The following is a 24923-nucleotide window of genomic DNA, read 5'->3' on the forward strand; positions in this document are numbered from 1 at the left end:
TTCCATCTCAAATCTACTCTTTAACGACCGGTGCATCGATATAGAGACCTTGATTGTCTCTACCTACGCCAAATCCTTGGGAACGCAAAAAATTTAACATCGCTGGATAGCCTGCTTCTTCCATTCTATATCGGATTTTAACGCCTGCTTTATACAGAATGCCGTTGCTGTTTAGGCCATACATATTGCCTGGAGCTTTGGGTGACAACGAATTGGTTGTGTGGATTTTCACACTGCACTTACTGTACTTCCAATCCCTACCAAACACTTTCTCTTTGCCAACAAGTTTAGTCGTGAAGATCTCAATGCGATCTTCATCTGATCCCCAGTATTGTCCGTCGGTAGGACATGCTACTGAGTTTTCAGAATTCATTTCTTTCAGTTTGTAACCAATTGGAGCGTATTCCTTCGCTTCATGATCAACGGCTGCGTTACTCAAGCGTTGGCCTGATGCGATTCTTGTTTGCTCATTAACTTCCATAACAACATTATTGAGATATGTGTTTTGACCAATCACAAAGTTACGAATGCAAGGTCCGTTGTATTCACAATAAATTTTAACATTCTGAGCCTGAACCCCGGGTTGAACCTCTACCTTGGACGGTGCACCTGCCCAGTTAGACACAAAATTGAAGTTTCTTAAAATAGCACCCGCACCAACGTAGGATCCACCAGCAATTTGCGACTGAAGATCCACATAGGCAGAGCTGGCAACTTGAGCACTGGCAGCAATCATTCCGCCACCATAAGGATGGGCTTGGTAAGTGAAAGAGGTTTCCTCGATATCACCATTGCGTCTTTCAATCTCTTCAGCAGCGACATAGAAATCCGTCAATCTTTGGACTTCACCTTCAGTCAAACGACGGACTACGCCTTTCACCTGATCTTGTCCCACGGAAATGAACGTCTTAAGACCTGTTGTGAAGCGAGCGATGGCAGAATAATTTTTACCGCCATTTTTATCACGCAATGTAGTTAGTCGTTCATGAATCAAAAGCATGGCTTGATCACGGATTGTCAGGCGAAGGAACAGTGGTTCAACCAAAAAGGTTTCATGACCTGCGGTACAAGCCACGCTTTGAACAGAAGCACCATCTGGAAGATTGTAGGACTTCTTTCCACCCGGAGCACAGAAGTTCGCCAATTCCTGAGCGGATTGGACGGCATAAAATCTTAGCTCACTTTCTTTTGGATTAATCAAAAGCTCCATTTGCTTTAGAATTGCGTACTCCCCGTTTGAAAGACGCTTCAGAGTTTCTGCGCTGAATTTTCCATACTGCAAAATAGCCTGAATAATACGCGGATTGATGGATCTCATCGGAGGCATGTTATTCGGTTGCTGACCGTCGTGATTTAGAAACGGATCAGCCAATACAACTTGGTCGTTCGGCAGAACAACCACGTCACCGCCGCCGCCATTGCTTGGACCCATTTGCGCCAATGCAGTTAATGAAAATGCCGAAATCAGTAAAGACAGAAACGCTTGTTTCATGATCATTGAACTCCTTGAATGAAAGGGTTCTAGCATGTTGCCGCGACGCGCGTAAATTAATTATTAACTAATTAATTGTGTTTACCTTAATCTTTTGATTAATTGCGCGCCATGACTGACATCTTCCTTTTCAAAAAACCCGTCGATTTCGTGAAGGCCTATATAGAAAGCCTTTCACCGACGGAACGTCGTGGAATCAATGGCCGCTTATCGAAAGCCGCTGGTGTCTTCCCGTCGTATTTCAGTCTTATTTTAAGTGGCGAGCGCTCATTAAACACAGAACAAGCCCTGGGAATCGCAAACTATATGTTACTGGGCACCTGGCAAAAACGTTACTTCTTAAGAATGGCGGACTATGACCGCGCCGGTTCCGAAGAGCTTCGTCAGGAATTATCCCGTGAACTTGAAGAACTGCGACTGAAGCATCATCAGATTTCGGGTGTGGTTCCCCATGAAAATGTTTTACTGTCTTCTGAAGACACCAGCCGCTTTTACTCATCATGGGTCTATGCTGCGATCCGATTGGCCAGTGTACTTCCCGAAAGCAATACCCTGGAAGACATCGCAAAACGCCTGAACATTCCCCTTAAAGAGTGCGCGGATGCCATGGACTTTTTATTGGACAAGGGACTTTGCATTCAGGAAGGCACCCGCTTCAACGTGGGTCCTGCACACATGCACTTAGGAAATGATTCCTATCAGATCGGAACTCACCACAGTCAGTGGCGCCTGCAGGCGATGTCCCGCCACGCTTCCATGAAAAGCACCAGTGAGCTTGCTTACAGTGTGGCGCTTTGTCTTTCCAAAGAAGATGTGTCGAAAGTACGCAGCCTTTTGTTGGACTCGATCAAAAAAGTCCGCGAAGTTTCTGACCCGTCACCGTCAGAAACTTTATATCTCTTAAATTTAGATTGGCTTGAAGTTTAGTGAGCTAAATCTTGCTCGGTAAGCTCTGGAACTGTCGCAGCAGTTGAAGCGTTGCTCATGTCGGCGATATAGCCCAGGATGCGCGCCAGCTGACCGCGGTCGGCTGCCACTTCCCAGTTGTGGGGTTTGCCCTTCCAACGCAGGAACCATGTCGCTTTTTCTTTGAACGTCGTCGGTGCTTTACCGTAACGAAGCAGGAACATGAATACAGATTCCAAGTCTTTTGGAGCAACTTGATCGCCCGCATATTCCTTCAACAGGTCAGCAAACAAATCAAAAGCTTTCGATGCTTCGTAACGAGTTAGATAACCGTCATTGTCCATATCAAAACGGGCAAACAGAATTTCCACGTACTGAATTGCGTGAGGAACCTGCCCCAAATCCGCAAGTTTTGTAGTGCGGGATTTGTTAGGAATATATCCTGAAGATTTAAACATGTTGTTGATAAATTCCAGTGTCAGTTCTTTGCTCGCTGACTTCAGATAACTGCGGAATGCCGGAGTCGCCGTCATGGAATCCATTAACGAGAATCGATACGCATTGGCAGCGCAGTCAACCTTCACCATTTTTTCAAGTTTGGACTGACCCGTTTTTTTGTTCTTTACCCATTCTTCAAACTGACATTCTTTAGGCAAAGTTTCAGTCAGCATCGTGTTCACAGTGACGCCTGACCACAACATTCCCACAAGATCAGTTAACTCGGTAAAGGAGGCGTACTTGTTACCATCGGAATGCCCCATGAAAATATTGGCATCACGGAAACGAGCATCCCCGAATGTGTCGTTTTCCGGTTCCAGCATCGCCAGATCCACGAAGAAGGGCTTCACAGTTTTAAATACTGCATTTACTTCCTCAAGAGTGACACCGGCATAAGCCTTGATACGGCTTAGATTGCCGGCAAAGGAGCGCATCATCACTCGCGCCAGCATGCGATTCAAATTCAATTGCGCCATGGAAGAACGATCATAGACTTGAGCCAGCTCACGGGAAATAATCAGGCGGCCCTTGTTATCAATGGTCATTGGTGTCGGCGTGTTGACGGCAAAGCCCAGCTCTTTCAAGCCTTCACGCAAGGCCGCGGAACTGTCCAGGCTGGTACGGCCTTTTTCAATGGCAGCTGCGAAATCACGAGGACGGAGTCCTTCGTTCTTATTGAATTTGCGAGTCAGTTTAGAAAAGAAGATCTCTGTATCAATCCAGATCTGCACTTCTTCACGCAACAACTCCAACGAGTGCATAGTGATAGCGTTTGGAACGTAATTGCTAAGACGATCCTCTGGAGAAACCAGAACATTGTTCACCGCCAGATCAATCAAGGTCTTCAAAGAATCCATCTTGGTTTTTTCAGGCAGATAGCCCGCCTGATTCAGACGATTGGCAATTTGCATGATCTCTTTGATCGATAGCTGGTGAGAGGCTTTTTTAACCAGAATATCACGCGCCAGATTCAAGCTTTGATTCGAGAAAATGGAAACCGCCGACAAAGTCTGCGCTTCGTCCAACGGTTTTCCAGCAACAAAGTAGTGATGATACAGGCTGCTCATATAGACACGAGCACCCAGCGCCATCAAAGGGCTCCAGATTTTCTTGGACAAGGAAGAGTCGTTACCGCCAAACACCATATTCTTGGCATCCACGATCAACGGCATCAGTTTTTGCAGTTCATCGCTAAGTAAAACTGACTCTTTTTCGCCGTCTTTAGGCTTTGGTGGATACAGCTTTTCGTATTCACGCAGCAATACGATCAAATCATTCAAATCGTAAGGCCCTTCAACCAAAGAACCCAATTCTTTTCCAGAATTCTCAAGCACAGCCTGAGCGTCGGCAAAATACTTTTGCGCTTCATCAGGAGAATACATTTGCGGATCCCAATCGCGACTGTAGATTGGGTAAAACGGCAGGAATCGCTCAACAACTGTTTTAAGCTTGTTGACCTTCATACGCGCCGTTTTAAAGTCATTGGTCGTAAAGGAATCCATGCTGCCACCAAAGATCAGCTGTTTCACTTTCATGGATTCCAAGATCATTTTCTGAGAGATTTTAAAGTCCGGCCAAACTTTGCTGAACGTTATCAGCAACTCGTTCACTTCCTCGCGGGAAACTACCCCTTCAGGTTTTTCCGCAACCAGATCCTGAAACACAGACAAAACATCTTCCAAAGTACGAGCCAGATAAGTCAGGCGGTAGCCGGTATCAGTTTCCGGAACCTGCTCGATGAAATAGTAATAGCGAAGGTACTGAATATAACCGCGGGCCCCTAGCAGACTGAAACGGCGCCATTCATTGGGCGCTATGGCGTTTTCGTTGCCACCGGCCAGGGCTTTTTTAACTTTCTTTACCACCGGCATATAAGTGCGAACCACTTCCACGCCGGACCAGTCATCGTCCAAAGCCAAAGAAAGCTCATTTAAAAAAGTCACAAAGTCAGACATGTTGTAGGCCTGACCGTTTTTCTCGATATGCCCTGCCAAAGCTTTGGCAGAGTTTTGGAGTTCCTTGTTCGCGTCCTCGAAGAACTGCATGTCTTTTTGAACCTGGTTCGTTTCAGAAACGGACCATTTCAAAACCATGATCTTCATGTAGGGATTCATGCGTAAAGTGATGCCATTCAAAAGTGCAAACACTTCCTGCAGGCGCGTCAGTTCCTTTTGTGTCAGGAACTCGACATTGCCGCCCAGGAAAAGCTGCTTCAGCTTCATGAACTCCAGTTGAAGTTCTTTGCTGATATGCGGAGCTTTGGTTTGATCCATGAAGTTTTTCTCAATGAACGTTGCCAATTCTTGAGAGGTGTAACGGGACTTATCACTGCCGCGCACGTAGCGCTGAAAACTTTGAACCGCTCCGCCAAGGCAGCTCCATAAAGCGTTGATGTCACCGTCTTTGGCTTCACCAGCGATAAAGTCGCGCATTGCGGAACTGGTGTCAGTCAAACAAGTGGCCCCACCAAATTCATGAGCTTTGGTTTCTGGAGGTGCTTCGCCAATTTTAGAATCACAGCCCGCCGTGAAGGCGACCAAAGCCGCCATCATCACCGCGATGCAGGTGTTTTTAGAAAACATAAGTCATGCCTCCATAGAAACGGTCGTTGGCGCGGAATTGGTTCAGGAAACCTGAAGGATCATGCCCCTCATCCTGAACTCCCAGAACGTCTCCGCCAAGCACCACGGCCCATTTCTGCGTGGGGAAGTATTGAAACTCGGTATTCAACAGGGAACCCCGTTGATCATAGTCGTAAAGGTACTTGATTCGAGTCACCAACGGACGTTTGAACCACGTTGCCACCTGACCTTCCAGGCGCAACATCAAACTGTTGGTGAATTTCATACGGGAATCATACAGCGTGAAGTCGTCAGCAGTACCCTTGGAATCGATATCCTCGATGCCACCACCATCCACTTTCAGATAAGCCACCTGAACAGCGATAGGACGAGTGATAATTTCAGTCAGAACAAAATCAGCTGCGACAGAATACGCCTGCAAAGGCTCCAACTTCTGAATCACCCATTCTTCCTCGGGAAGACGAATTTCAGGTTCATCACGTAAAACCGAGAACGTGGTTTTCACAGCCTTAAAGGAGTAACCCACATCGACCGAGGCCACTCTGTGATAAGTGACTGCGGGTGAAACCGTCACATCGAGTTTATCGTCAGAGGTTTGCTTAAAGGCCTGGCGTTTTAGAATCAAATCGTTCACCGGCAAATAACCAGCACTGACCACAGCCCAAGTGCCTTTGGATTTATCTCCCAGGCGAGTCATCAATGAAGCTCCGCCGTTATTCACAAGCTTTGCTTGTTCAGGAATATCCAGTTTGTAGTAAACGGTATTTACGCGAGCATTGAAATCCAAGTTACGTGAAGGCGCTCGGTACCAGCGACTGTCAGCAACTAGTCCGCCGCCCTCTTCGCGAACATCCGGTCCCATGCTGGGAATAAAAATTGGCGTGACCATGGCCAAAACCTGATAGTTCTTTTCATTGTAGTCAAAAAACAACCCGGTCAGACCTTCCTCTTCGGGACGAAGAGAATCCAAAGTCAGATACGGTTGCCACACCCCCAGGTTCCAGCGGTGATCGATATCACTCCAGTCCTTCTTTTTACGACCGGCGAAAACCTTGAAGGTCTCACCTTTCGATGCGATGTAGGCTTCATGCATGATCATGTGAGTCTGACCGCGCGAGAAATAAGTTCCCCCGGTCACGTCAAAAGCGGCATCCAACCAACCGGTTTCTTTAAGAACGGAAAGGCGTGCTGAAAGTAACTGACTGTAAGTGAGGCGAGGTGCATCCGGAACTGGTGTGAAGTACTGCATGCCCTCCAGACGAATTTGTCCGTAAACGTGCGCGGGCCGTGAATCATCTGATTTCTCAGGATTCTTGATGGTGCTGATACCTTCTGCTTTTGGCATTTTAAGGCTGGTTTCAGCGGCTATGGAATTGGAACCTGCAAAGACACCGATTAACAGCGCCAGCAGATAGGTTGTTCCCCTCACGTTTTCCCTCTGGATTTAAGTCCAGGCGGTAGAAGATAATAAGAGCGAAAGGGAGTCAACGACACCCTGTTTCCCAAGTTCGCCAAATCGAATATAACGGCTCTAGAGCCGAATCTGAAAATCTTTCCGTGAACTTAGGCTGCCTTAATTAGAGTTTCTGCTCCATAGCCCTAAAAAGCCCTGCTTTTCCCCATGTAACGCCCAAAGCCAAGTGCTTCGATTGCCCCCCCTAAACATCAGAAGTATTCTTGGATTCTAAACGGGAGACAACATGACCCTTGAAACTTTACTGGAAAAAATGTGGGTGGATTACTGCAAGCTAAATCCAGCTGCCAAAAATATTCACGATCTTTTTGTTTCTGAAGGCGAAACGGTTTTGAATGACCATATTGCTCTTCGCACCTTTAACCATCCCCGCCTGGGTATCGAATCCCTGGCGAAACAATTTAAAAAGTTCGGCTACGAACAAAAAGGTGATCCGTACATTTTCACGGAGAAAAAACTTTTTGCCCGTCACTATGAACATCCTGACGAAAGAATGCCGAAAATTTTCATTTCCGAGTTGGAATTGGAAAAAGTATCTCCGTTCATTCGGGAAACTTTGAACAAACTGGCTGACTCCATCCCGCAAAACGTGATCGATGGCGAAGACTTCTCGATGTGTGGCCGTCCTTGGGACATGTCTTATGCATTGTACTCTGAACTTGCGAAAGAGTCCGAGTACGCATCATGGGTTGCTGCCTATGGTTTCCGCCCGAATCACTTCACTGTGAATATCAACAACCTTAAAAAATTCCAGGACATCAACTACCTTAACGATTACCTGCAAGGTAAAGGCGTTGTTCTGAATAAGTCTGGTGGTTTGGTCAAAGGAACTCAGGCTGACTATCTGGAGCAATCCTCCACGATGGCTTCTGAGATTCCAGTTAAATTTTCAGATGGCACTCACAACATTCCGGGTTGCTATTATGAATTTGCGAAACGTTATAAAATGGATAACGGCAAATTCTATCAGGGCTTTGTCGCAAAATCCGCTGACAAGATCTTCGAAAGCACGAACAAGCAAAAGTAGCAAAAGGTACGGACACACTTTTGGTAGCAATCGTGCGTCACATAGCTTTCTTGAAAATAAAAAACCACGGTTTTAGCCGTGGTTTTTTATTTTAGGTGACGCACAGTTGCTACCAAAAGTGTGTCCGTACCTTTTAGGCGATTTTTCGGATGATTAGATTTTCGGTTTCCTGATCGTTTTTCTGGGTGCCCCAGTGCGGATGCGCCTGCAGGAATACTTTTACCAGTTGCGAGTCAAACTGAGTGCCCGAGCAACGAACCAGTTCCTCATAAACAACTTCATCAGGCAAACCTTTACGATAAGCCCGGGTCTGCGACATCGCATCGTAGGTGTCTACGACCAAAATCACTCGCGCAACAATATCGATTTTATCACCGGCGATTTTATCCGGATAACCTGTGCCATCGACTCGCTCATGATGACCGCGAATGGCTGGTAGGATTTGTTCAAAGAAACTATGTTTCGCCAAGGGCAGAATGATTTGTTCGCTCATCACGGGATGGGAACGCATGATTTCCTGCTCTGCGGGATCCAGCTTGCCAGGCTTTGAGATGATGGACTGACTGACGCCCATCTTACCGATGTCATGAAAAAGGCCTGCGAACTCGGCGAGCTTTTGTTCGTATTCATTGAGTCCCGCATCGCGGGCTAATTTGCGCGAAAGCTCCCCCACACGGCAGCAATGCGCATAGGTTTCAGGGTCGACGGTTTTCAAAGTCTGCATCAATGCTTTGGCTGAATCATAAGCCCACGACGGAATATTTCCCCACTTCGAAGACATACCACTCCCTTCATTCCCATAAAACTTTTCGGCCTTGGTCTGGATAAACTTAACTGAATCAACCACCCGATTCTCAGAGTGAGACAAGTTCCCGTTGACAGTCCTGGGGATCACTTTGAAAATAGACCCATCGACAACATGAGGAACCAAGATGAGACAACTACTTCTGATTTTCACCATGATCACTCTGACAGCTGGCACCGCCTCCGCCCAGAAAATCAAAGTACGCAAAGTCAAAGGCAACACCGCCATTGTCGAAAGTAATTCCCCCCTGGCACCAGGAGCTGTTTATGATCTGATCTCTCAAGATCAGTTTGGCGACGACATGGGAATGGCCACGCGGGAAAATTTTGTGGGTTTGAGTTTTGGATTTTCCAACACCAAATCTGATGCTCAGAATGCCACCAATGAATCCAGCATGACTTTGGATACGCGCTTTGGTTGGAATTTGGCGACGTTCGAACTGGGTCCCTTGGTACAATTCAGTATGAATCACGCCAATGATGTTACGTCGACAACCTGGAAGTTGGGTGGCTTTGCGGATTACAATCTGGTTCCCAACATCACAGGCGAGGGCTTTTTATACGGTCTGACCGCTTGGGGTGCTTTTGGAAATATGGACCGTGGCAATGGCACCAAAGTGGACATCGTCGACGCCTTCGGCGGACTTGTGGTGAAATGGTTTCCCACTTCCAGCTCTGCTTGTTTTCGATTTGATCTGGGATACCTGTATGAACGCCAGACCGTCACTGGCGGCTACTATTCAAATTCAGGCTTTACCGGAACGGCAGGAATTTTTGCTTATTACTAGGCTGTGATCACAGCCAGAACCATTAACAACAGAGCGCAAATCAAAACAATTTTTAAGGACATGCGCTCTCCCGTTACCGAGGCTTGGTTAAATCATTTCTGACATTGAGCCTGGTAATAACGAAGCATCGCTGCTTCAATGGGCCCCCGCTCTTCCTCATCTATGACATATACGCCAATTGCACGCTCGGGGTCACCTTCATTGACAACTCCCTTATAGATTCCAGGAGTGTGAAATGATTTTGTATTCTCATCATAATAGATAACACCGTTTTGCAATGGGCTGTTTGAATCGTAAACAATGATCGCGATCTTGTCATCGATTCTCGTGATCTCTTTCGCAACCACAACGTGCTGATCATATCTGCCAAATCGTAAATTCAAAAGAGTCAGACGATGACCTTCGAGGTTTTTCTTTAATGTCGAGAATGTCAGCAAATTATCCACAGCACTGCGGTTGTCTTCTGCAGGAGTTACCATCGACAGATTGGATCCTCGGAAAAAACGCTCCTGCTGAGCACGCTCCACGTCCAGCTTGAAGGTTTTCCAATGGGATTCATTGTTCACAACCTCTTTGTATCCCTTGTTGATGAGTGGAAATAGACCGTTGGGAACTTTCTCCTCGGCGGCCCAGGAAGACAACAAAGACAGGTCAGAATATTTCAAAACTTCATAGCTATGAATCGGCGTCTTAAGCATTCGCTCACGACCACCACCCGTCTGCAACGGGCTTAGCTCATGGCCGCGCACCATATTCAAAGTACGGCGCACCAGTTCCTCTTTGCTGATTTCCTCTTGCTCTTCGAATCGGGCCAAATAAAACATCTTGCGCTGAACGCTTGCTAGTCCCCAGCAAACCCCTAGATTGGGACCGCCGGATTTGAAATACCAGTTTTGCACGGGGATATGATAGAAAACGTGAAACGAAGATTTCGGCTGAATTGCAGCATAAATACTATTCACAGATAGTCCGCGGCAAGACAGATCTTTGACTAAAGTATCAGTGAGGGTTTTGCCACTCGAAGCTAATGCCGCCCTCGGTTGCAACCCCACGCCCACACAAACGCCCAATAAAAGAATACTTAGAAATTTCGTCATGGAAGCAGCTGGAGCAATCATCAGACCACCCCGATATCCAATAGAATCCCATTGAGTTGTTTACTATTTAGACAGGAACCGCGGAGGGGCACCTTAGCTTAAAAACTAAGCCCCATCCCCACCGTACCGTAGAAAGTATTTAGCTCTGCTTTTTGGTTTTTGATCGAGTCTATAAAGGCATAACGTTTAACACCAAAACCCGCTTCGCCGAAAAATATGTCGGTCCAAAGAACCTTACCGTGGAAGTTCAACGACATTGATGAGTTCAACTTCACAGTATCTTTCAAGCTTTGTGCGTAATAAATAAATTCCACATCCACCCATTTCGGATAGCGAAACAGAGGAACCAGATTAAACAGATCATCAAACAACTTCGGCATGGAACGAGCCCAGAAAATCCCGCCGCCGGTCATCGGGGCTGATAAATCACCGAAATTCACATTCTGATAAGAGGCCATCATGCCTACGGTCTCATCGCGGTTCCACAAACCGGGAACAAAGCGGTATTTCAGGTCCACAGTCAACACATCCAGCGGTGCCGTGGCACCTGCAGTATTGACTTTAATTTCATTAAACGAGCGGAAGTATTTGGCGCTAATCCCCCAACGCTGCCGAGAAAGCCAATAATCCGTCCAGGAGAATAAATCCTCGAACCACTGATTGTACGCCACTTCGCCCATGAATACGAAATCTGCAGAAGATTTTGCAACCGAGAGACGCGCTGATAATTCACGCGGGAAGCCTTTGTAAATTTCAAAGTAGGACCGATATTCCTGTCCTTCGTAATTCATGTTCATATAGGAACGATTGATTTCACCGCGATCTGTGGCTTTAATTCTCCACATAAATTCCTGCGGTTCATCCTTTTCAACAACCACCGAATTTTGAACCGTCGTCAAAGCGACTTCTTTCAATTTTCGACCGAAAATTTTAATGTTGTCGTTATACGTTCCTGTCGGAGTTCGCTGATGCAGGTAAAGACGCGACTGTCTGCGTGGAACCACTGACAATTCAAAGCGCTGTTTGAAAACACCGCCGCCTTTGCCAGGCAGATAAATTTTTGCATCATCTTTTTGCAAAGCTGCCGCCCAGTACTTGCGTTCGTCCCCGATCGTCGACTCGAATCCGATCATCTTGGTAAGTTTCAAATACTGATCGGGATTCAAAAGGACAGAACGTCCCAAGGGGCGTGTTTCATAACCCACAATGCGCAGAACTCCGGGACGTGACGTGTCTGCGATATCCATCAACTGCAGCTTATTCGGTTGAACCAGAAATTCGTAACTTTCCCCCGTTGCCAGCTCTGCAAAAAAAGAAGTCGGTCCATCCGCTGGCGTCGGAACGGACTGTTTCAAACTGGCTTCGTTGTTGTTTAAAAGCACACGCGGTGTCGTCGCATCTACACGGGCTTTACCCAGCACGACTTTTCCATCCGTCAGCTTTTGATTTCCGTACCACTGAGAACACAAGCGAGTGTATCCGCGTCCCACCTGGTGCGACAGACAGAAACGAAATATCTCGTTCAATTTTCCAAAAGGAGACCCGGCGCCCTTGAAGTTCTGAATCGCAAATGCACTACCGAAAAATCCCGCCGAGGTAAGTTCTGTTGCCGGAACTTTTTGTGCCAACAAACTGGCACGCCATGCTTGCAGCTGAGCACTCCATTTTTTTTGTTCCGCTTCTTTGATTTCATACTGCCAAAGCACATTACCTGTACGCGAAATCATTTCCAGCGAAGCCGCCCCCAGAATTTCCACCGGCCAGTCCAAGATCAATGCTTCTGCATTTCTTTGATCTGGCGGCATCACTTTGACCAATTGCGGATGTGCTTGCCCCAAAGGCATTAATTGAAAATTAAAAGTGTTTTGATTCAGGATAACCGGGCCGATTTTCAGGGACTTGCCATTTTGAACAGTCAGATCGTATTCCAACTCCATTGGTGGCAACACCACACCGCTGTCGATCTGATCAAAGAACATGGGCTTATCAAACTCTCTATTTGCAGCGGATTTGACCAGGGACTGCTGCGGGGCAGGATTTTCATCCATCGCTCCAACGCTATCCAAATTGTCTTGTGCGTGAGCAGAGAAGCTCAAAGCTGCCAGAAGAGATAAAATCAGATGCTGTGCACTATTCACGAAGGCTACCTCACTGCGTTTAAGTTTATTTAATTGATTCGTAATCAACAAGCTAAATTGTTGGACTGTCTGGGATTTTCGGATTATGACTGGCACTTATTCGGAGGAGAAAGAATGTCTTCAGCTCGCACGGTTTACCACATGAAAGTCGAACAAATCATCGATCACACGCCGACAGTTCGTGAATTGGTTCTTAAAACTGAGACTCCCGCTGAATTCAAATTCAAGGCTGGTCAATTTGTAATGTTGAACGTTCCCCAAGGGGAAGCGAAACCTGTTTTGCGTGCCTACTCCATTTCAAGTGATGACAGAAATCCCCATGGGTTCCGTCTTCTTTTTAAATTCGTTGAAAACGGCATTGCCTCGACGTTTGTTTGGAACCTTAAGGGCGGCGAAACTTTGAATTTCACAGGTCCCTTCGGAAAAGTATTCTTCCAAGAACCTCCAACTGAGCAAATCGTGTTCCTGAATACGGGCACGGGTCTTTCTCAACACATTTGTTATTTGCTTTCGAAAAAGGAACAGTATCCAAACCTTCGCTACCGCATGCTGTTTGGCGTTCGCAGCGAAAAAGACATGTATTACCAGCCGGAACTGGAAGCTCTATCAAAAGAGCTTCCTGACTTTAAATACGAATTTGTTTTGAGTCGTCCCCAGGAAACTTGGACCGGCAAAAAAGGTTACATCCAAAACTTCATCTCCGAATTCGATTACAAGAATATTCCAACCACATTCTACATGTGCGGTAACGGTGGGATGATCAAAGAAGTTAAACACCAATTGATCGAAGTCGACGGAATTGAAAAAAACAAAATCTGGTCGGAAGCATTCGACTAACCGGTGCTGACAAAAAATCGTGCCGCCATTGAATTAATCCTGGCCGGAGCCCTTTGGGGTTTTGGCTTTGTTGCCACCGTATTCGCCCTGCGCGCGTTCACTCCCGCGGAAGCGTTGGTCTATCGGTTTTTGATTGCTTCGGTTTTTGGTGAACTGATTTATTTGTACTTCAAAAAACCCGGCCTGCCGTCCATGATCTCTGATTTTAAGAAAGCTCTGCCCGCGGGATTTTTCCTGGGTGGACTGATGATCCTGCAGACAATCGGTTTGCAGTACACAACTGCTACCAAAAGTGGATTCATCACCAGCCTGTACGTGATTCTGGTACCACTGATTAACACACTGATTTTCAAAGCTCGCAGCAGCACCTTAAACTACGTTTTGGCATTGGCTGCTTTGGGCGGCACCTTTATTTTAATGGATGCAAATATTTCTGATATCAACGTCGGAGATCTTTGGACCCTGGCCAGTTCCGTGCTTGCCGCCGGTCACATCATTTATATCGGCAAAGTGACCAACAAAGTGGACAACGCATTCCGGTTCAATAATTTTCAATCGATTTGGGTTTTGATTTTACTTTCACCGTTGCTGCTTTTTCAGAAGACGGTGGTTTTTTCAGCCCCGTGGGAATCATGGCTGGGAGTCGCAATGCTGGGACTGGGTTCCAGTCTGATTGCTTTTTCAATTCAGATTCGAGCACAAAAGATTTTGTCAGATTCGACTGCAAGTATGATTTTCCTGCTGGAATCTCCTTTTGCAGCACTCTTTGGGTTTTTACTCTTAGACGAGCGCCTGTCCTGGTTTCAAGGACTCGGCGCTGTGATTATAATGGGAGCCTCGGTTATGCAGATTCTTGGTGACCCTTCTTCAAAGACCACAGGAACGCAAGCAAAAGAATAACGGCGCCAGAAAGTCCCGTCACCCATTCAGGGATATGCACAAATGGCGCTGTCAACATGACCATCGACAACACGAAAATCGCATAAAAGGCCCCGTGCTCAAGAAATGCAAACTTGGACAAGGCTTCTTTTTCCACAAACATGATTGTCAAACTTCTGACGAAGAAGGCACCGATCGACAGACCGATCATGATAATGAAAAGATTGTGAGTGATGGCAAATGCGCCCACCACACCGTCGAAACTGAAGGAGGCATCAAGTACTTCCAGATAAAGGAAACTTGCGGCGCTGGCCTTGTGCACGTTGTGCATGGTTTCTTCACTGGCTTCCATGAAGGCACCGATGCCGTCCACGGCCACGAACACAATCAAACCCGCTAAACCGGATTTCAGGAAGGCATAGGCTTCGTTTTGCTGAGGCATGAAGTGAGAAATCGTAATCAGGATTATTAAGGCCGACCCAATTTCAATGGCTTCAATGCGTCCCAGAAAGGCCATTGGTTTTTCAACTGAAGACACCCAATGCTCAATTTTTTCTGCATCAAAGAAAAATCTTAACGCCACCATCAATAGGAAGGCACCGCCGAAGGCCGCGACTTCCAAATGAGCCGCAAGCATCAACGCGGCATATTCATCCGGACGTTTTGCCGCCATAACCAAGGCATCCCAAGGATTGATATTCGCCATCACTCCGACGATCCCCAAAGGGAACACCAAGCGCATACCGAACACCGCAATCAACATACCCCAAGTCAGGAAGCGATGACGCCAAACCGGAGTCATGTCCTTAAGAACTGTGGCATTCACGATGGCATTATCAAATGATAATGAGATTTCAAGAACAGCCAGGACTGAAGCAATAAACAAAGCCTGCAATCCCGCCCCGACTGTGCCGCCGTAATACTGGCCGACAAAGAAGGAAGCTATAAGACCGATGATCGTAATAAAAATAGAACCTGTGAAATATTTAAGCATTCCACCAAGTAATTCTATTTAAGGATTTTTTTCAAGAACTTTCCGGTTTCGCTTTCCTTAATTTTTGCGACTTGCTCTGGCGTCCCAGTAGCTACAATAAGCCCACCGTGTTTACCGCCGTCAGGACCCAAATCGATCACATGGTCAGCAGTTTTCACCACTTCCATCGCGTGTTCGATAACCAGCACAGTATTACCCTGATCTGCCAATTCTTGCAGCAGTTCCACCAGTTTTCTGACGTCATCAAAATGTAAACCCGTGGTCGGCTCGTCCAGAATGTATAATGTTTTTCCGGTCCCGCGTTTCGACAGCTCTTTAGAGAGCTTCACGCGCTGGGCTTCGCCGCCTGACAATGTCGTCGAACTTTGTCCCAGAGTCATGTAATCCAGACCCACACGGTGGAGAGTCTCAAGCTTGCGATGGATGTGACTGTGATTTTTAAAGAACTCCAACGCCTCGGCGACACTCATATCCAAAACATCGGCAATGGATTTTTCTTTGTACTTGATGTTCAGGGTTTCGCGGTTGTAGCGCTTGCCCAGACAGGTATCACAAGTCACAAAGACGTCGCTCAGGAAATGCATTTCAACCCGGATTTGACCGTGGCCCATGCAGGTTTCGCAGCGACCGCCCTTAACGTTGAAACTAAAACGACCCGGTTCGTAACCGCGCAATTTTGAATCCGGAAGATTCGCAAACAGATCGCGGATCAACGGGAATAACGCCACATAAGTTGCCGGCGTCGAACGCGGTGTGCGTCCGATAGGACGTTGATTAATATCGATGACCTTGTCGATTTTATCCAGGCCTTCGATTTTTTTAAATGGAGCAGGTTCTGCCAATGCTTTATAAAACTTTTGCGCCAAAATCTTGTAAAGGGTATCGATGATCAATGTCGATTTACCGGAACCAGAAACACCAGTCACGGCTGTTAGCGTGCCCAATGGAATTTTCAAATCTACGTTTTGCAGATTGTTGCCGGTGGCGCCTTTTAGCTCAAGGAAATGACCATTGCCCGCACGACGGTGTTTCGGAACCGGAATTCGCACTTCGCCCTTAAGATATTTTCCAGTCAGGGAGTTCGGATTGTTTTCTAATTCTTCAGGTGTACCCTGCGCCATTTTGTGACCGCCCAGACGTCCCGCACGGGGCCCAAGGTCGACGACAAAATCGGCATAGCGAATGGTGTCTTCGTCATGCTCTACCAATAAGATGGTATTTCCACGGTCTTTTAGTTCCCCGATAATATCCAGCAAGCGGTGGTGATCCCGCGGATGCAGCCCGATGCTGGGCTCGTCCATCACATACAAGACGCCAATCAACGAAGAACCGACTTGCGTGGCAAGACGAATACGTTGCGCTTCCCCGCCCGAAAGTGTGCGCGAAGAGCGGTTCATCGAAAGATAACTTGTTCCCACGCGGATCATGTAATCCAGACGATCCGTGGCTTGCTTGACGATTTTTTCTGCGATCAGCAGATCTTTAGTGCGCCATTTGATGGTGGCTAAAAAATTACGCAAATCATCGGCGCTCATCACGGCCAACTCAGAAATCGTTTTCTCTGCGACCTTGATATTCAAAGCTTCCGGCCTTAATCGTGAACCATGGCAATCCGGGCAGTCATGCAGAACCATGTCCTCGCCCTCTTCATCATCTTCGTCGGAAGTTTTTTTGCCTTTGTACTTGTAGACGACTTTGTCGAGCTTCTTACCGCCGACTTCGCCGTCTGAAAATTGTTCTTCCTCTTCCAAATCCAAAGTGCCCAGACCGTTGCAGGTTTGGCATGCACCGCGGGGATTATTGAAACTGAACATACGCGGTTCAATTTCAGGGAAGCTGTAACCGCAAATAGGACATGCGGAGTGAAGTGAGTAATTGGTTCTTTCCCCGTCCAGGGTTTCAATGATCACACGGCCATTGGCCATGGACAGAGCGGTGTTGATGCTTTCACTCAGACGCATCTTCATCGTGTCTTTCATGATCAATTGATCGACCACCAAGTCGATATCATGGGTTTTGGTTTTCGCAAGCTTCGTGGCTTTATCAAGCTCGATCATTTTTCCATCGACCTTGGCTTTAACGAAACCTTTCTTAGCCCAGCGTTGAAATTCAGCTAAGAACTCCCCTTTTTTTCCAGAGGCCATTGGCGCCAGAACGTAAAACTTCGCACCTTGGCCTTTTTTAATGACCTCATCAATAATCTGCTGCGGAGTTTGGGAGCTGACGGGAATGTGATGCGTGGGACATTCCGGTACGCCGACTTTTGCATAAAGCAAGCGAAGGTAATCATAAATTTCAGTGACAGTTCCCACGGTAGAACGCGGATTCGTGCTGACAGACTTTTGATCAATCGCGATTGCTGGCGAAAGACCTGTGATGGAATCGACTTCAGGTTTCTTTAGCTGCTCAAGAAAGTTTCGCGCATACGCGGACAAGCTTTCCACATAACGACGTTGGCCTTCGGCATAGACCGTATCAAACGCCAACGACGACTTTCCACTGCCACTCAAACCGGTGAAAACCGTGATCTTGTTGCGTGGAATGGTCACACTGACATCTTTCAGATTATGCTCTTTGGCGCCTTTTACTACGATTCCATCTTCAGCTTGTGACATAGCCTGACAGTGTACGCCGGTTGGTATCAGGGCACAACTTTCTGGCCCAACGCCCTGACAAAACGCACCTCAAATAACGCAACGCAAACACCAAGAGGTGCCTGCCGGTTTATAGGTAATCCAACAGAGTTTGGTAGTGGTTGTTCAAGATAACTGACTCTTCATGAGTTCCGCCTTTGTCGGGATGGAATACCCGGGCGAGCACCTTTTTGGCATTTTTCAAAGACTCTTCAGTGAGTGAGGTCTCCATAGGAAAACCATTGAGAGTGAAAAATTCAAAGGCGGCGTTAACGTCTTGTGAAAACGTCGTGCCTTTAGCGGTTTTGTTTGAAAGACCTTTCGCCTTGGTCTTGATTTCCAGGCGCTGCGCTTTCGCACGCTCTTTTTGTTTTTGATACTGCTGCTTTTTGAATTCGGTCTGCTTGGCTTTAAACGGCGACTCGACTGTTACGAAGAGCTGTCCTTTTTCCAAACTCGTTTTGGAATCCAAAAAATCCGGATGTTTTTTCTCGACCTGCAATAAGATCGACCAAACATGGCGACAGAAACTGCCCTTTGCGGCAGATGGACAATTGCAATCTACCGAAAAAGTAGTGCTCGCAATACTTTCCGCCACAAACAAGACCTTTACGGGCTTTGATGCTTTTACGTATCCTTCGATGCGCGCATCCCCTGCGACTGATAGAACAGCCAGTCCGGCAGCAAAGTCTTCACGACCTTGCTTACGCACTTCAGGTTTAAAAAAATGTTCGTAGAGACGTTCGACTAACAACGCTGGATCCTTTGCAAATACCAAAAGCAGTGTCTGCAAAACTCAATCCCAACTCAACAGATAATAAAACCGCACCGCAGAACCGATATCGGTTCCGCACTGCATCCCCAAAAACCGGCAGGCACCTCTTGGGCATAGCACAAATTAAAAAGGGAGCTGAAAAGCTCCCTTTGATGTTTAGCGATTTGCTTTCGCCTGGCAATCTGGACACACTCCGTACAGTTCCAGAATGTGATGTGTAAGTGCGAAACCGAATTGGTTTGCGACTTTTTCCTGAAGTTGTTCGATCGCACGATTTTCGAATTCGCAGATCTTACCGCACTTCACGCACGTCAAATGGTCATGGTGACCTTTAGGAGTTAGTTCATAACGAGCTGGCAAACCGCCCATGCGAACTTCCGTAACAAACGCACCTTCAGTCAAAGTACGCAAGAAACGGTACACAGTCGCAAATCCGATTTCTGGATGGTCTTTCGCCAGTTTTTCGTAAAGCTCTTGAGCTGTTACGTGACGACGGCCTTCGTGAAGAGTCTTTAGAATCGCCAAACGCTGGCTGGTAACTTTAAGGTTCAACGCACGAATGATCTTTTTAAGCTCTGCCTCGTCAAATGGATCGTGATGGATCACAATGTCTTCGTCATGTTGTCTTGGCAAAACTGGTACGGAATCTCTTCCCATGCGTTGGCTCCTCTCGAACAAAGATATATAGGACGCCCATTGGGTCAAAGTCCATAGTTCTGACAATCATTATCACTTAGATTTCAAAAACTACGTAAATTTTTCCCGGCAGAAATATGGGCAACCGCATTATGTGGATGCAGGCTTTCGACATGACTAAATTCGACAACGTAATCCAGAATATCACTCTGCTTATCCAGAGCCTCTTTGCCACGGCGTGCTGCATCTTCGCAGAACATCAAGTTCTGTCCGTTGCGAAGTGCGAACTCCTGCTCGTCCTCGCGTTTCACTGCACCTTGAACGGCCGTTTGCAAAGCGTCCTCGATCACGTCGATGATTTTCGCGTAGTCATAATTCGGGCCGACTTCAACCTTCACGCGAGCAAAGCTGCGTTGAGCGTGCGGAGTCGCAACAATTCCTTGAGTAGTCCCCAACCACTGGTGAACCACATCAAAATCCAAAGAGTCTGAACCGAATTGTTGTTTGAAATTATCCTGAATCAACTGGCGAGACAAAGCCGCCGAAGCTGGGCACGTGCTCGAGTAAGTGATCACAGCTTCCACGTAGTATTTTTTAGCGCCGTTTTCATTGAAAGCGGACAATACCACGGGATACGAGCGCCACGCTTGGTTGGCACTCTTCAATGCTTTACGAACCAGCGGTGCTTCGAATTGCACTTGCACCAAAGCTTGTGTGGAAAGGTCTTCGTGAGTTTTCAAAAACTCATCTGTCGCCTGCCCCAAAAGACCCAGGGACATTTCATTTTTGGAAAGCGTTTCCTGAGTAATCAAATACAAGCGTGACATGTGAATGCCACGAGAAGGTTTTTTATCAAGACTGACTTTGGCATCGGCGCGTGCGGGAATACGATAGACTCCGTCGGCCTGTTTTAAAAGAATTGGAAGTTCAATAGAACCCATACCCACCCAGTCAATGGGAGCGAATTTTTCTGTATGAGTTTCCTTAGCGACGTCTGGAAGATGTTTGTTCGTCATAGTTCAGCCTTCTACCGCAAAATCCCTGTAAAGACTCTGTTTTTATAGTTTTTACAGCGGAATTGAAATATAACCGATAACATGAAAAAGCAACTGATCCTGGCTTCAACTTCCAAGTACAGACAAGAACTTCTCTCTCGTTTAGCTGTGCCTTTTAGCGCACAACCTCCCCTTATTGACGAGGACAAGGAAAAGGATCCAACACTAGCTCCCCGCGCCTTGGCTGAACATTTGGCCCGCCTGAAAGCAGCAAGCCTTAAAGGCGAAGGCAAAGTCGTCATTGGCGGAGACCAATTGGTTTCTTTTGAGGGTCGTATCATTGGCAAAGCGCACACCCGCGAAAAAGCCATTGAGCAACTTTTAAGCATGCAGGGCAAAACCCACGAACTGGTAACGGCCATTTGTGTTTTTGACGGCGAAAAGGCCATCCCCTACACCGACATCACTCGCATGCACATGAAAGCGATGAGTCGTGAGCAGATCGAGCGCTATGTCGATTTGGATATGCCGACGGACTGCGCCGGAAGTTATAAGATCGAAAAGCACGGAATTATGCTGTTTTCCAAAATTGAATCCCAAGATTTTACGGCCATTCAAGGTTTACCCTTGATTGAATTAGGGAAAATACTAGAGACTTGTAGTCCGCTTTAAACGGAACCCAGGAGTCATCTATGAACGACATGCAAAAGAAACTATTCGATGCCGCTGCTGTAGCCCAAAAACGTGCCCATGCTCCCTATTCTGGAGCTCATATCGGAGCCGCAGTATTGATGGCTGACGGTCAGATTTTTAACGGCTGCAATGTTGAAAACGCATCTTACGGTGGAACTGTATGTGCTGAACGAGTGGCCTTGTGGAAAGCCGTCAGCGAAGGCGCTTCAAAATCTGTTAAAGAAGTGATGGTTATCAGTGATGCCGACAAACCTTGGCCACCGTGCGGATTCTGCCGCCAGGTGATTGCAGAGTTCGGCAGCGAAGAAACTTTGATCTACACTGCGAACCTAACTGGCAAAATGAAGACCTTCAAATTCGGTGACATCTTCCCGGAAGCCTTCACTCCAAAACACTTGGACTAACGTAAAATACAAAAGCCCGGTCTCCCGGGCTTTTTGTTTTATAAGCAATGCCCACCAAGAACGCGTTCTTCACACACGATGCGAACCACTGGAACCAAAGTTGAACCGTAACTGCTATAAATTCCTACGGCTGCTCTGTACTTGGTTTCGGTGCCCTCGTTACCACAATCGTCTTTGAAGTTTTTCTCGCTAATCACATCAAAACCACCTTGAGCAACATCTGTTGGAACATCCGGTACTGAAACGACTACTTTTGGCCCCTGCTCTTTCAAGAAATCGACAATTCCGAAGGTTCCCCCCAGACGGTCAGCAGAATAATAATCAAATTTCTTACCGTTCAATGTCACATATCCTTTTCCAATTTGCACAGAAGGATTATCGGTTTTGCAGCTCAAGCCAAAAGAACCGGCAAAGGCGTTTGAGGTTGCGATTGCTATAAAGGCCAAAATCAAGATCTGTTTCATCATAATGTTCTCCATGTTACTCGCTAAAGTTTGTTTTTACTCGAATTCACAACCACTGACTTCAGTGTGTTGCATGCTATCCAAAGGAATCGACGTGCCGGTCATTGGGTAGTCTTTTTCCGACATGCCATCAGAGCCTTTTGTGCCTTTATCAACGTGAAGAATGCGCATGCCGTGCGGCTCGCCCAGGTCGAATTTCAAAGTTATGTAGCGGTAGTTAATAGATACATCCAAAATCGTGGTGGTTTTTACGTAGATGCCATCTTCAGCAGTGACAGGGTCTCGGTAAGTCACGATGTCACCTTTTTGAAAAATTTCAGAACTGTCACCGCGATATATATGTCTGGCACTTACTTTAATGTCGAAAAACGGCTCCGTGTAATCACAGCTCATCACTGGAAGCGAACCCACTTTAGGCTCTGCATAGCCGTCTTTTGCGAAAGACGATGCACCAATAACCGTTACCATTGCTACTAAAAGACCATTTACCATTTTCATAAGTACTCCTCGTTTGTATGAGCTACTTATAAATCGGCGGAGTTCTTATCTCCAGAATGCTAGAATATATCTGCGGCAATTTTGCCGCGCACTGAAGAAAAGAAAAAGCCCAGTTGGTTAGACTGGGCTTAGAGAATTGCAAATTGTGGGAGAAAGTGTGTCCGTACCTTTTGCTTTACTGCTCTAACGAGAAATTGCAGACGACGTCGGTGAATTGGCTTTGTTGATCCGCAGGGTAACCCGGGCCGCGCCATACGCGCATTTCATTTCCTGTTTGTTTCACACGTGCAGGATCGCGAAGGACTCCCACCAGGTCACCGTGATAGTTGATTCCGCGGTACATGATCCATACCGGATTGTTGCCAGCTTGATAAGCCGCCAAGCCTACCATCGCAGTGCTGGTGTCACCACCTTCGAAGTATTGGGCGATTTCTTCTTGCTTCAACTGGTAGGTGTATTTGCCAACACCCGCTTCAGCCACCGTCACCATACCGCTTTGCGCTTTAGCCAAAGGACCTTCCGTGATGATTTCCACGATCACGATTTTACCCTGGTAAGTTTCACCCACACAGGCTGCGTATGCGAAAACTTTGGGAGTCATCATCAATGCCGTCAAAAGAACAAATAAATTCAATTTCATACTCATATCCTTATGGTCTTAACCAGAAAATAATTTCGACACCACCGACAAGCATTTTGCCGGACGAAGCACAAGCTCCGGTTTGCGGGCCAAGGCAGCGGCCCCATTCAGGTTCATAGGTCAATTGACCAAGGTTGTTTCCGTCCCGATCCATCACGGCCACCTGAAAACGATGGAATGTTCCGCGGGCATTCGATGACGGAGGAGCCGTCAAAGAGCTCTTGGCGATAACCACCTTACGATAATCATCAGCGCAGTCCCCTTTGGTTTCCACCATCACCATTTCTTCAGTCTTGGCTAAATTAAAGGAAGCCCCTTCAAGCGAGCATCCACCACTGTTGTAAACCAGATTCAACGTCAAATAGTTGACCGGGTTCAAAGGATTCCACCATTTCGATGGGTCATAGTTCTTCACTGGCAACAAAGCCACAATCGGCGCCGACACTTTGTACTGAGTATCATCAATACCCATGATCCAAAGATACTCGTGCAATACGAAAGTATAACGATGCAAAGTTTCTGTCTCGACGCGGTTTTCACGCCACATGCGACGATTGATCAGGATCAGCTTTTGTTCTGGCTTATTGATGCCCTCAACTTCGCGACCATCTTCATAATACAACACCGGCTCACTGCGAACCGTGGTGGTTTCGATCGCACCGATAAGGGTTTCAATTTTAAAACCCTTTAACTCGGTACTTGGCAGAGTTCTTAGATGTTGAACCAAATCCTTGGCGGTCATGATAAATTCGGCAGCAAAGGAATCCCCTGCATTGCCGTGATCCCAACCATCTCTCATTGTCCACGTCTTCGGAAGGGTACGCAAATTCCCAACGGAATTTTTTGCCGCAGCCAGATCCGCTGAAACAACAGAGAAAAGAAGGATCGCCATTATGAACCGCGAAGTAATTCGCTTCATCATTTTGGGTTCTCCTGAGTTAAAGGAAATAATTGAACGTTCAGTCTGTATACAGAGTCGCGAGTCCCCGTCTCCAGAAAAGCAGAAATTCTGCGTCTGAAGTCTTCGATCAGACTTTTCGCTTCTGCCAGCTTCTTTTTATTGATCGCCATGGTGATACCGGTGATATCACGCTGCTCGACCGAGTGTTGTTCAAGGGATTCGATGGCTCTGTGAATAAATTGACGGTGCCCTTCACGAATTTTTGAACTCGGAATATTCTTTGGCGTCGACATATTATTGCCGGTCAATTTCCACGCGGTCGCGTCTTTGGTAACCAGGCCTAGCTTTTGTAAGCGAACCAGACATTCCAAGGTCACTCCCAGGGGGATATTCAGACGCTTCCCAATGGCTGTCGTATCGGTCTTAGCTTTTGGAAGTTCCAGGACTGCCAGAATCGCAAAATGCTCCCAGCTGCTGATCATCTCTGCAGATTCCAAATCGATATCTGAATAGGCTTGAGGAGCTTCTTCCGCCCCCAACACACCCATCAACAGCTTTTGCACTTGCAAAGGCTCATTGATTTCCAAACGATCGATGATCTTCATCGCCGTTTTGGTCGTCATCGGACGCTTACCACTTAGGAGCGCCGATAAGGTTGAAGAGTCCATATCCAATGACTTGGAGAAGGCTCGAAGTGAATAAGAAGGGTTTTTGCGACTGCGTTCCGCAAAGACCGACTGTAGATGATTGATAAGCATGGGAATGCTT

Annotated in this window: 23 protein-coding genes; 7 read left to right on the plus strand and 16 right to left on the minus strand. The window is 46.9% G+C overall.

Annotated features, from left to right (window positions below):
• Positions 1-13: 13 nt before the first annotated feature.
• Positions 14-1492 (minus strand): hypothetical protein, encoded by a 1479-nt coding sequence (locus ACLVWU_RS11905; RefSeq protein ID WP_413574944.1) that lies wholly within the window; start codon positions 1490-1492, stop codon positions 14-16.
• Between the two features lie 111 nt (positions 1493-1603).
• Here ACLVWU_RS11905 and ACLVWU_RS11910 point away from each other — a divergent pair, with 111 nt between their 5' ends.
• Entirely contained in the window at positions 1604-2419 is an 816-nt protein-coding gene (locus ACLVWU_RS11910) for a TIGR02147 family protein (RefSeq protein ID WP_413574945.1), read from the plus strand.
• On the opposite strand, the gene ACLVWU_RS11915 is transcribed toward ACLVWU_RS11910, so the two are convergent.
• Both ACLVWU_RS11915 and ACLVWU_RS11920 read right to left on the minus strand, forming a co-directional pair.
• Positions 2416-5478, minus strand: a complete 3063-nt coding sequence (locus ACLVWU_RS11915) for a hypothetical protein (protein ID WP_413574947.1) — start codon at positions 5476-5478, stop codon at positions 2416-2418. The two genes, ACLVWU_RS11910 and ACLVWU_RS11915, sit on opposite strands and share 4 nt — an antisense overlap.
• On the minus strand, positions 5468-6907 hold the full coding sequence (locus ACLVWU_RS11920; protein WP_413574948.1) for a transposase: 1440 nt from the start codon (positions 6905-6907) through the stop codon (positions 5468-5470). Before ACLVWU_RS11920 ends, ACLVWU_RS11915 begins: the two co-directional genes overlap by 11 nt.
• A 271-nt stretch (positions 6908-7178) precedes the next feature.
• Here ACLVWU_RS11920 and ACLVWU_RS11925 point away from each other — a divergent pair, with 271 nt between their 5' ends.
• Positions 7179-7979 carry a DUF1338 domain-containing protein gene (locus ACLVWU_RS11925; RefSeq protein WP_413574949.1) on the plus strand — a complete coding sequence of 267 codons (801 nt, stop codon included), beginning with the start codon at positions 7179-7181 and terminating at the stop codon, positions 7977-7979.
• A gap of 133 nt (positions 7980-8112) precedes the next feature.
• On the opposite strand, the gene ACLVWU_RS11930 is transcribed toward ACLVWU_RS11925, so the two are convergent.
• On the minus strand, positions 8113-8760 hold the full coding sequence (locus ACLVWU_RS11930) for an HD-GYP domain-containing protein (protein WP_413574951.1): 648 nt from the start codon (positions 8758-8760) through the stop codon (positions 8113-8115).
• Between the two features lie 151 nt (positions 8761-8911).
• Between ACLVWU_RS11930 and ACLVWU_RS11935 the strand changes: the two genes are divergently transcribed.
• A complete protein-coding gene (locus tag ACLVWU_RS11935) occupies positions 8912-9571 on the plus strand; it encodes a hypothetical protein (protein WP_413574952.1) in 660 nt (219 codons plus the stop codon).
• Between the two features lie 92 nt (positions 9572-9663).
• On the opposite strand, the gene ACLVWU_RS11940 is transcribed toward ACLVWU_RS11935, so the two are convergent.
• Both ACLVWU_RS11940 and ACLVWU_RS11945 read right to left on the minus strand, forming a co-directional pair.
• Positions 9664-10689, minus strand: a complete 1026-nt coding sequence (locus tag ACLVWU_RS11940; RefSeq protein ID WP_413574954.1) for a hypothetical protein — start codon at positions 10687-10689, stop codon at positions 9664-9666.
• 77 nt (positions 10690-10766) lie between these two features.
• On the minus strand, positions 10767-12806 hold the full coding sequence (locus tag ACLVWU_RS11945; RefSeq protein ID WP_413574955.1) for a hypothetical protein: 2040 nt from the start codon (positions 12804-12806) through the stop codon (positions 10767-10769).
• A 114-nt stretch (positions 12807-12920) separates the two neighbouring features.
• Here ACLVWU_RS11945 and ACLVWU_RS11950 point away from each other — a divergent pair, with 114 nt between their 5' ends.
• Both ACLVWU_RS11950 and ACLVWU_RS11955 read left to right on the plus strand, forming a co-directional pair.
• On the plus strand, positions 12921-13643 hold the full coding sequence (locus tag ACLVWU_RS11950) for an FAD-binding oxidoreductase (protein WP_413574957.1): 723 nt from the start codon (positions 12921-12923) through the stop codon (positions 13641-13643).
• A 3-nt stretch (positions 13644-13646) separates the two neighbouring features.
• Positions 13647-14543 carry a DMT family transporter gene (locus tag ACLVWU_RS11955; protein WP_413574959.1) on the plus strand — a complete coding sequence of 299 codons (897 nt, stop codon included), beginning with the start codon at positions 13647-13649 and terminating at the stop codon, positions 14541-14543.
• Here the strand turns inward: ACLVWU_RS11955 and ACLVWU_RS11960 are convergent.
• The 5 genes from ACLVWU_RS11960 to folE2 all read right to left on the minus strand — a co-directional run bounded on the left by ACLVWU_RS11960 (position 14485) and on the right by folE2 (position 20576).
• Positions 14485-15516, minus strand: a complete 1032-nt coding sequence (locus tag ACLVWU_RS11960; RefSeq protein ID WP_413574960.1) for a DUF475 domain-containing protein — start codon at positions 15514-15516, stop codon at positions 14485-14487. The genes ACLVWU_RS11955 and ACLVWU_RS11960 overlap by 59 nt on opposite strands.
• A 14-nt stretch (positions 15517-15530) precedes the next feature.
• A complete protein-coding gene (gene uvrA / locus ACLVWU_RS11965; RefSeq protein ID WP_413574961.1) occupies positions 15531-18131 on the minus strand; it encodes an excinuclease ABC subunit UvrA in 2601 nt (866 codons plus the stop codon).
• Between the two features lie 109 nt (positions 18132-18240).
• Positions 18241-18942, minus strand: coding sequence for a hypothetical protein (locus tag ACLVWU_RS11970; RefSeq protein WP_413574962.1), 702 nt, complete (start codon positions 18940-18942; stop codon positions 18241-18243).
• Positions 18943-19080: 138 nt separating this feature from the next.
• Entirely contained in the window at positions 19081-19581 is a 501-nt protein-coding gene (locus tag ACLVWU_RS11975; RefSeq protein WP_413574963.1) for a Fur family transcriptional regulator, read from the minus strand.
• 83 nt (positions 19582-19664) lie between these two features.
• Positions 19665-20576, minus strand: a complete 912-nt coding sequence (gene folE2 / locus ACLVWU_RS11980; protein WP_413574964.1) for a GTP cyclohydrolase FolE2 — start codon at positions 20574-20576, stop codon at positions 19665-19667.
• Between the two features lie 81 nt (positions 20577-20657).
• On the opposite strand from folE2, the gene ACLVWU_RS11985 reads away from it, so the two are divergent.
• On the plus strand, positions 20658-21227 hold the full coding sequence (locus tag ACLVWU_RS11985; RefSeq protein WP_413574965.1) for a Maf family protein: 570 nt from the start codon (positions 20658-20660) through the stop codon (positions 21225-21227).
• Between the two features lie 20 nt (positions 21228-21247).
• Positions 21248-21652 carry a cytidine deaminase gene (locus tag ACLVWU_RS11990; RefSeq protein WP_413574966.1) on the plus strand — a complete coding sequence of 135 codons (405 nt, stop codon included), beginning with the start codon at positions 21248-21250 and terminating at the stop codon, positions 21650-21652.
• Between the two features lie 38 nt (positions 21653-21690).
• Here ACLVWU_RS11990 and ACLVWU_RS11995 read toward each other — a convergent pair whose 3' ends face one another.
• From ACLVWU_RS11995 to ACLVWU_RS12015, 5 genes are all read right to left on the minus strand, one after another.
• A complete protein-coding gene (locus ACLVWU_RS11995) occupies positions 21691-22119 on the minus strand; it encodes a hypothetical protein (protein ID WP_413574967.1) in 429 nt (142 codons plus the stop codon).
• A gap of 33 nt (positions 22120-22152) precedes the next feature.
• Complete coding sequence (locus ACLVWU_RS12000; RefSeq protein ID WP_413574968.1) at positions 22153-22614, minus strand: hypothetical protein; 462 nt, start codon at positions 22612-22614, stop codon at positions 22153-22155.
• 175 nt (positions 22615-22789) lie between these two features.
• Positions 22790-23254, minus strand: a complete 465-nt coding sequence (locus ACLVWU_RS12005; protein ID WP_413574969.1) for a hypothetical protein — start codon at positions 23252-23254, stop codon at positions 22790-22792.
• 10 nt (positions 23255-23264) lie between these two features.
• Complete coding sequence (locus ACLVWU_RS12010) at positions 23265-24176, minus strand: hypothetical protein (RefSeq protein ID WP_413574970.1); 912 nt, start codon at positions 24174-24176, stop codon at positions 23265-23267.
• Complete coding sequence (locus tag ACLVWU_RS12015; protein WP_413574971.1) at positions 24173-24913, minus strand: TIGR02147 family protein; 741 nt, start codon at positions 24911-24913, stop codon at positions 24173-24175. The genes ACLVWU_RS12010 and ACLVWU_RS12015 overlap by 4 nt, the downstream gene beginning before the upstream one ends.
• Positions 24914-24923: the final 10 nt, after the last annotated feature.

Origin of the sequence: Bdellovibrio sp. HCB290, assembly GCF_047305925.1 — a bacterium.
In the GTDB taxonomy this organism is placed as follows: Bacteria; Bdellovibrionota; Bdellovibrionia; order Bdellovibrionales; family Bdellovibrionaceae; genus Bdellovibrio.